This window comes from Streptomyces sp. NPDC057302, from assembly GCF_042667685.1.
GTDB lineage: Bacteria > Actinomycetota > Actinomycetes > Streptomycetales > Streptomycetaceae > Streptomyces.
Map to the genome: position 1 here is coordinate 1 of NZ_JBHUZJ010000153.1, position 8,131 is coordinate 8,131.

Genomic DNA, 8,131 nt, shown 5'->3' on the forward strand with positions numbered 1-8,131 from the left:
GCGGATCCGGCCCCTCCCTCATGCCCAAAAGGCTGTGCTCACCTCAGCATGTGCTCACCTCAGAAGAAGACCGAGCGCCGCTGCACCAGGAGCTTGTACAACGTGTGCTGAATCTGCTCCCGCACCTGATCGGTCAGGTTGAACATCAGCATCGGGTCCTCGGCCGCCTCCGGCGGATACCCGTCCGTGGGAATCGGCTCCCCGAACTGGATCGTCCACTTCGTCGGCAGCGGCACCGCACCCAGCGGCCCGAGCCAGGGGAACGTAGGCGTGATCGGGAAGTAGGGAAAGCCCAGCACCCGCGCCAGCGTCTTCGCGTTGCCGATCATCGGGTAGATCTCCTCCGCCCCCACGATCGAGCACGGCACGATCGGCGTCCCCGCCCGCAACGCGGTGGAGACGAACCCGCCCCGCCCGAACCGCTGCAGCTTGTAGCGGTCGCTGAACGGCTTCCCGATCCCCTTGAAGCCCTCCGGCATCACCCCGACCAGCTCACCCCGCTCGAGCAGCCGCTCGGCATCCTCCGCGCACGCCAGCGTGTGCCCCGCCTTGCGCGCCAGCTCGTTGACCACCGGCAGCATGAAGACGAGGTCCGCCGCGAGCAGCCGCAGATGCCGCCCCTCGGGGTGGTTGTCGTGCACGGCGACCTGCATCATCAGGCCGTCCAGCGGCAGCGTCCCCGAGTGGTTCGAGACGATCAGCGCCCCGCCCTCCGACGGGATGTTCTCGATGCCCTTCACCTCGACGCGGAAGTACTTCTCGTACAGCGGCCGCACCAGGGACATCAGGACCTGGTCGGTGAGCTCCTCGTCGTAACCGAAGTCGTCGACCTCGTAGTCACCCGTGAGCCGGCGCCGCAGGAACGCGAGACCACCCGCGATACGCCGCTCCAGGCCCCCGCCACCGCCCCGCGGCTCCGGCCCGGCCCCAGGAGCCCGCTGCGGCGCGGGCTCCGGTTCAGCCCGCTCCACCCGCGGCTCCCCGTCCTGCTGGCCCGGCATGGCCGTGACCTCACGCACGGCTGCCGGATCGTTCTTGCGCCGGGCCGCGCCCCTGCGCCGCGACGGGCGCTGCGCACCCGCGCGCGACCGGTCGTCGTCGAACGGAATGACCTTGGCGTCCGCCATCGTTGACGCTCTCCTCAGTTGGCGCTCTGGTTGCCCGCGAAGGGCAGCGTGGCGATCCGGTCGATGGCCCCCGCGACGGCCTGCGGCGGCAGAAGTCCCGGACCCCGACTGCGTACGAAGTCCGCGAAGGTCTCCGCGGTCGTGTACTTGGGCTTGAAGCCCAGTGTCTCGCGCATCTGCCGGGTGGCCACGACCCGGCCGTGGGTGAGCAGCCTGATCTGCTCCGGCGAGAAGTCCGTCATGCCCAGCGTCCGCAGCGCCTGGCCGACCCAGGTGACCGCGGGCATGAACACCGGCAGCGTAGGACGCCCCAGGCGCCGCGAGCACTGCGAGAGCAGCAGCAGGCCGTCACCCGCGATGTTGAACGTGCCGCTGTTGAGCGTCCCGCGCTCCGGATCGCGTGAGCCCAGGCGCAGGACCTCGATGGCGTCGTCCTCGTGCACGAACTGCAGCCGCGGGTCGTAGCCGAAGACGGTCGGCAGGACGGGCAGCGAGAAGTACTCGGCGAGCGGGGAGTCCGCGGCCGGTCCCAGGATGTTCGCGAAGCGCAGTACGCAGACCGCCACGTCCGGGCGGCGGCGCGCGAATCCGCGTACGTAACCCTCGACCTCGACGGTGTCCTTGGCGAAGCCACCGCTCGGCAGCGACTTCGGCGGCGTCGTCTCGGTGAAGACCGCGGGGTCACGCGGCGCGGAGCCGTACACATTGGTGCTCGACTTCACCACGAGCCGCTTGACCGTGGGCGACTTCTGGCAGGCACCGAGCAGCTGCATGGTGCCGATGACGTTCGTTTCCTTGAGCGAGCCGCGGTTGCCGCCGGCGAGCGCGGTGCCCGTGACGTCCATGTGCACGACCGTGTCGACGGAGAACTCGGCGAGCACCTTGGCGATCGCGGGCTGGCGTATGTCGGCCTGGACGAAGTCGGCGCCACCGAGATGGTGCCCGGGAGGAACCGCGTCCACGGCGACCACCCGGTCGACCTCGGGGTCCCGCAGGACGCGTCGGACGAACCGCCCGCCCAGTTGACGGGCCACCCCGGTCACGAGCACGACCTTGCCCAAGATCAGCGCCTGCCTTCCCCAGCCCTCGAAGTCCTGCCGCGCCCCATCATGTCTCTCCTGGCACACGCTAGCGGGTCGATGTTGCGCTGTGATGACCGCCCGATGCAGGAAGTGACGACATCTCCCACCCAACCGCACGGACCTGGCCCTACGCCCAGACCAGGACGTACACCGGATCGGGACGCACATCCTGCCCAGAGCGTACGTTCGAAACAAGCCCCCAGGCGGTCCGGCGAGGCCCGAAAACCGGCCGGAAGACGCCCGACGAGTACCCCGCCGGCACCCGGAAAACGCCGAAGCCCTCCCGTCGGATGACGGGAGGGCTTCGGGACACGCTGTACAGCTGTCGCTTACTTCTTGTTGCGACGCTGAACGCGAGTGCGCTTCAGCAGCTTGCGGTGCTTCTTCTTGGCCATCCGCTTACGCCGCTTCTTGATAACAGAGCCCACGACTACCCTCGCTCACTTCTCTTCACTGGGTGCGGGGCAGCTGACTGGGCCCACACGACCTACGTCGGCCTTAGCCTACCCGCCCCATGGTGAGGGACGTAATCGAGGGGGATCGACCGGCTCCGATCAGCCCGCCTCGACCCCTACATAGGACTCGCGGAGGTACTCGTGAACCGCCTGCTCCGGTACCCGGAAGGACCTTCCGACCCGGATGGCGGGCAGATGACCGCTGTGCACCAAGCGGTACACGGTCATCTTGGACACTCGCATCACCGAGGCGACTTCCGCCACGGTCAAGAACTGAACCTCGTTCAGCGGCCTCTGGTCTGCAGCCATGACACCCCACCTGAACCTTCCGCACATGACGGGCACCGGCTTCCCCTTCCGGTGACTCTTCGTCTCTGCGCGCTCACTCCCCAGACTAGGGGCGGATGATGCGAGTGGGGAAGAGGAGTAGCGATCGGCCGCCTACTGTGACAGACACGCTCGATTGAGTACATAGCGAGTAAGCGGTCGGTAGTAATCAGACCGCACAGCGTCATCAAGCGGAACGACGACGGACACCTGCCCCTCGGCCTCTCCGACGAACAGCGCGGGATCATCCGTATCCGCCAGACCGATCGCCTCAAACCCCAGCTGACCTGCCCCGCAGACCCATCCGTGGTCCCCGATGACGAGCTCTGGAAGCGGTCCCTCAGCCTCCGCGGCGGCCGCCAGAGCCGCCCGAACCGGGAGTGGGGAGTGGGTGTGTGCGCCGGTCTCACTCCCGGGCGGACGTGCGCCGGGTTCCCGCACCAGCGCGACTCCCTGTACGTAGTCAAGGTTGTACGTGCGTAGGCCGAACCGGGTCGTTATGTCGACACTGTTGCCCTCCGCAGGGGTGAGGACGGTGCACCCGGCCGCCGACAAAGCGTCCGCCAGCGCGGCGTAGAAGCCGAGTAGCCGGTGCGGATGCCCCGTCCCGAGGAGCACGGGAAGCCGCCTTCGCGCGGCCTCCGCGAGCCTCTCGGCGAAGGCGTCGAGCGCGACCAGCGTCCGCTCCGGGTCGATGACGTCGACCCCCGAGGTGTGCCGCGGGTCGGCGGAGACCCCGCACTTGTCCGCCATGAGCCCCAGGAGGTCACCGGTTTCCCAGCTCCACTCGGGATCGAGCCCGAGCAGTATCCGCGGATCCCGGGCAGCGAAGAGCCGATAGCTCCGCAGGCTCTCTTCCCGAGTGGTGGCCACGGGCCCGGCAAGCCGGGCAGCCAACAGATGCGCACGCAACGCTCCGGTGCTCAACACGCTGTGAGCGTGCCGCAGGGAATCGCCCGCTGCGCCCAAAACCCCGAAAAACCCCCACAGTTGGGCTAATGGCTGGACAATCCAGCCCGGGGCTTCCGACCCGGTCGGCCCGCGAGGCCCCTAGGCCAACAGTCCCCGCAACGGAAACGCCGCCCGGCGAGCAGCAAGCACCGCCTGATCGAGCCGATCGGCGGGATCGTACCCCTGGGACCACTCCGCCCAGGAGACGGGCCACCGCCCATCGGTCATCCGCGAAGGCGCCAACTGCCGCGTACGCGCGAAGACTTCCTGCCGCCAGGCCTCAGGAATCACCGCCGAAGGCGAAATCTCCCGCCCCGCGGCAATAGCGGTGAGATGCGTCCACGACCGCGGGACGACATCCACCACGGCGTACCCACCCCCGCCCAGAGCGACCCACCGCCCCTCGGCGTACTCATGCGCCAACTCATGGCAGGCCACCTGCACGGCCCGCTGCGCATCGAGCGAAACGGCAAGGTGAGCCAGCGGATCCTCGAAGTGCGTGTCAGCCCCATGCTGAGTGACGAGCACCTGCGGCCGAAACTCCGCCAACAACTCCGGCACGACAGCGTGGAACGCCCGCACCCACCCCGCGTCCCCCGTCCCGGCCGGCAGCGCCACATTCACGGCAGACCCCTCCGCCACGGAGTCCGCACCCGTCTCCTCGGGCCACCCCGTCTGCGGGAACAGCGTCCGCGGATGCTCGTGCATCGAAATCGTCAGAACCCGTGGATCGTCCCAGAAAGCCGCCTGCACCCCGTCCCCGTGGTGCACGTCCACATCCACGTACGCGACCCGCTCGGCGCCCAGCTCAAGGAGCCGCGCGATCGCCAGCGATGCATCGTTGTAGATACAGAACCCCGAAGCGGACCCCGGCATCGCATGATGCAGCCCACCCGCGAAGTTCACCGCGTGCAGCGCCTCACCGCGCCACACCGCCTCGGCCGCCCCCACCGACTGCCCGGCGATCAGCGCCGACACCTCGTGCATCCCGGCGAAGGCAGGATCGTCCGGCGTCCCCAGGCCATAGTTGCCGTCCGCCGACGCGGGATCGACGGACGCGGCCTTGACCGCGTCCACATAGTCCTCGCGATGCACGAGCCGCAGCGTCGAATCACCGGCACGCTTGGCCGCGACCACCTCAAGCTCCCGGTCGAGCCCGAAGGCACCGACCAGGCTTCTGGTCAGCGCGAGCCTGACCGGGTCCATGGGGTGCTCAGGACCGAAGTCATACCCCGTTACCGCCTCGTCCCACATCAGCTGTGCGCGCCCGCTCATGCCCGTCACCGTATCGGTCCGCTCCGGGGGCGAAAGACCGGGCGTACAACAAGGTCATGAGCACCAGCACCATGGGAACGAGCATCGCCCCGCGGTAGTTCCAGGCGTCCCCGATCGCCCCCACCAGCGGCGAACCGATCAGGAACCCCACGTAGTTGAAGACGTTGAGCCGCGCGACAGCGGCGTCCGAGGCCCCGGGAAAGAGCCGCCCCGCCGCCGCGAAGGTCTGCGGAACGATCACGCAGAGACCGAGCCCCAGCACCGTGAACCCCAGAATCCCGGTCCACGCCCCGGGCGCCACCGCCACGACCGCGAACCCGATGGCAGCCACCACCGACCCCACCCGCACCACGGCCACCGCCCCGAACCGCCGCACGCCCAGGTCCCCGAGCCCACGCCCCAGCAAGGTCATGACCATGTAGACGTTGTAAGGGACGGTCGAGACCTCCTCCGAACTCCCCAGCACGTCCTGCAGATACTTCGCGCTCCAGTTGGAGACGGTCGAATCCCCGATGTACGCGAACGTCATCACCAGGCACAGCGGCAGGAGCAGCTTGAAGACGACCGGCCCGCCCTTCCCCTCACCCTCACCGGCGTCGCCCGCAACACTCCCAACGCCTCCGGCCTTCGCGTCGACGTACCACCGACTCCCCACCAGCGCCGCGGGCAACAGCACCACGACCACCGGCAGATACGACACGAAGAGCGACAGATCCCAGTGCGCCCCCGCCCACGCGATCGACGCCCCCGCGATCCCGCCCAGGCTGTACACCGCGTGAAACCCCAGCATGATGCTGCGCCCGTACGCCCGCTGCAGACTCACCCCGAGCATGTTCATGGAAGCGTCGAGCGCCCCCACCGAGAGCCCGAACGCCCCCAGCGCCAGCGCCACTTGCCACAGCGTGTCCCCCGCGCCGACCCCCAGCAGCGCAAGAAGCACCACCGGCTGCGCCCACCGCAGCACACGGCTGGGCGGCACCCTCTTGACCAGCCACTCCGTAGCCACGCTCCCGACCCCGGCGAGGATCGGCACCGCGGCCAGGAAGGCCGGAAGGAGGCCGTCGGATATCCCGTACTGATCCTGAATGGCGGGGATCCGCGTCACCAGCAACGCGAAGGTGGCGCCCTGCACCAGGAAGCTGAACGCCAAAGAGGCCCTACCGCGCCGCAGCTCATCTGTCATGGCTGCTGAGCGTAGGACCCCTGACTACCGGTGGGTAGATAGATCACCCACCCAATTCCCCCGGCTTCGGTCACCGCCCGAGCGCGGCGACCTCCTCGTCCACGATTTCCTCCATCGGACCGACGACCAGGCGACCACTCATCAGGACCGTCGCCGTGATGGCGACCGCCGCGATCGCACCACCGAGCCACACCATCGTGTCGACGGGCAGCGTGTAGGCCCCCACGACCCGTACCAGGGCCTCACCGAACAGCGCCACGCCCCAGATCACCGAGAACGTCCGCTCCAGCCGCGCGAACCGCCCGCGCTGGACGATCAGCCGCTCCCACACCGCGGTCCGCGCCGGGTTCCCCTTGATCACCCAGGGCTTGAGCCCGGCGGTCATCAACGGCCGCCCGGCGGCCACGGACACCAGCACGGCGATCCCGATCGTCGCCGTGATCCCGCTGTCCTTCGCGAGCATCAGCCGCGGGTCACCGGCGAGGAGACTGAGCAGCAGCCCGACGAGGTTGGCGGTCAGGATGAGCGCCGCGAGCCCGTTGACCCGGCGCTCCTTGACCAGGCTCCACAGCGTCCGCCCGGCGGGCACCACACTGCTCCAGGCGAGCGCGGCCAGCGTCCCCATCCCGAAGCCCTTGCTGAGCAGGTAGTACGAGGCCGTCGGCACCGCCGCGTCGAGGACCAGCGGCTTCAGCGACTCCCACCGCGACTGCCGGGCAGCGGATCCTGCGGGAGCGGCTTCTACGTCACTGGCTGCGGCTGCTGTGGCGGCTGTGGCTGTGGGGGCGAGCTGGCTCATGGTGTCCGGTCCTCCGTCGTCACTGTCACTGGGTGCGTCCCGTTCGTTCTCGATGCACTCAGCTTCGCCGCGACCACCCCCCGGCCGACAGAAACGATCGTCCGGACCTCCACGTGACAAATGTCAGCCCGGTCTTCCAGCCCACGTCATACGAGCAGGTCAGCCAACTCCCCCATGTCCCCGAAGAGTTCAGTGGCGCCCGAGAGCCGCTCCGCCGGCGTCATGGCGGTGAACCCGTAGACATCCATCCCGGCCGCGACAGCGGCCCGCACCCCCAACGGACTGTCCTCGACCACCACACACTTCTCGGGCGCCACTCCCATGCGCTCGGCTGCGTAGAGGAAGAGATCCGGCGCCGGCTTCCCCCGCCCCACGTCCTCGGAGCTGAAGATCCGCTCGTCGTCGAACCACCGATCGAGCCCGGTCCGCCGATGCCCGACCCGAATCCGCTCATGGCTCCCGGACGAGGCAAGGCAGTAGGGCACCCCATCGGCCACCAGCTTCTCCAGTACGCCGACGGCCCCCGCCACGGGTTCGAGCTCCCGCTCGAACGCCTCGAAGACACGAGCGTGGAAGGTCACATCGAAATGCTCGGGCAGCCGCTGCCCACTGCGCTCAAGAACAAGATCGTGTACGCGATGGACGGCGGCCCCCATGTAGTCACGCAGGGAGTCCTCATACGTGGTGGGGTGCCCGAGCTCGGTCAGATACCCGGCAAGGATGGTGTTGGAAAGCGGCTCGCTGTCCACCAGGACGCCGTCATTGTCGAAGATGACCAGGTCGTATCGCATGACTCGACCCTAAATGACCCCGCCCAAAAGGCCCTGCCCAAAGGATCCTGAACGCAGAAAACCCCCGCACCCAGAGGGTGCGGGGGTTTCCCGTTAATAATAGTTCGGCGGCGTCCTACTCTCCCACAGGGTCCCCCCTGC

At 68.5% G+C, this 8,131-nt stretch carries 9 protein-coding genes; all 9 read right to left on the bottom strand.

Going from position 1 to position 8,131, the window contains the following annotated elements; all coding sequences use genetic code 11:
* Nucleotides 1–59: 59 nt before the first annotated feature.
* The 9 genes from ACFUPX_RS43630 to ACFUPX_RS43670 all read right to left on the bottom strand — a co-directional run bounded on the left by ACFUPX_RS43630 (nt 60) and on the right by ACFUPX_RS43670 (nt 7,990).
* The gene (locus ACFUPX_RS43630) at nt 60–1,127 is read right to left on the bottom strand and encodes a lysophospholipid acyltransferase family protein (protein ID WP_383335235.1); all 1,068 of its coding nucleotides are present in this window, start codon (nt 1,125–1,127) and stop codon (nt 60–62) included.
* Nucleotides 1,128–1,141: 14 nt separating this feature from the next.
* Nucleotides 1,142–2,188, bottom strand: a complete 1,047-nt coding sequence (locus ACFUPX_RS43635; protein WP_383335237.1) for an NAD-dependent epimerase/dehydratase family protein — start codon at nt 2,186–2,188, stop codon at nt 1,142–1,144.
* Between the two features lie 350 nt (nt 2,189–2,538).
* Entirely contained in the window at nt 2,539–2,637 is a 99-nt protein-coding gene (locus tag ACFUPX_RS43640) for a 30S ribosomal protein bS22 (protein ID WP_003948845.1), read from the bottom strand.
* A 126-nt stretch (nt 2,638–2,763) separates the two neighbouring features.
* Entirely contained in the window at nt 2,764–2,973 is a 210-nt protein-coding gene (locus ACFUPX_RS43645) for a helix-turn-helix domain-containing protein (RefSeq protein WP_157869005.1), read from the bottom strand.
* A 132-nt stretch (nt 2,974–3,105) separates the two neighbouring features.
* Complete coding sequence (locus ACFUPX_RS43650; protein ID WP_383335239.1) at nt 3,106–3,921, bottom strand: phosphatase; 816 nt, start codon at nt 3,919–3,921, stop codon at nt 3,106–3,108.
* 120 nt (nt 3,922–4,041) lie between these two features.
* Nucleotides 4,042–5,217, bottom strand: a complete 1,176-nt coding sequence (locus tag ACFUPX_RS43655; RefSeq protein ID WP_383335241.1) for an acetoin utilization protein AcuC — start codon at nt 5,215–5,217, stop codon at nt 4,042–4,044.
* Nucleotides 5,168–6,400, bottom strand: a complete 1,233-nt coding sequence (locus tag ACFUPX_RS43660) for an MFS transporter (protein WP_383335243.1) — start codon at nt 6,398–6,400, stop codon at nt 5,168–5,170. The genes ACFUPX_RS43655 and ACFUPX_RS43660 overlap by 50 nt, the downstream gene beginning before the upstream one ends.
* Nucleotides 6,401–6,470: 70 nt before the next feature.
* A complete protein-coding gene (locus ACFUPX_RS43665; protein WP_383335245.1) occupies nt 6,471–7,199 on the bottom strand; it encodes a VC0807 family protein in 729 nt (242 codons plus the stop codon).
* Between the two features lie 146 nt (nt 7,200–7,345).
* On the bottom strand, nt 7,346–7,990 hold the full coding sequence (locus tag ACFUPX_RS43670; RefSeq protein WP_383335247.1) for an HAD family hydrolase: 645 nt from the start codon (nt 7,988–7,990) through the stop codon (nt 7,346–7,348).
* Nucleotides 7,991–8,131: the final 141 nt, after the last annotated feature.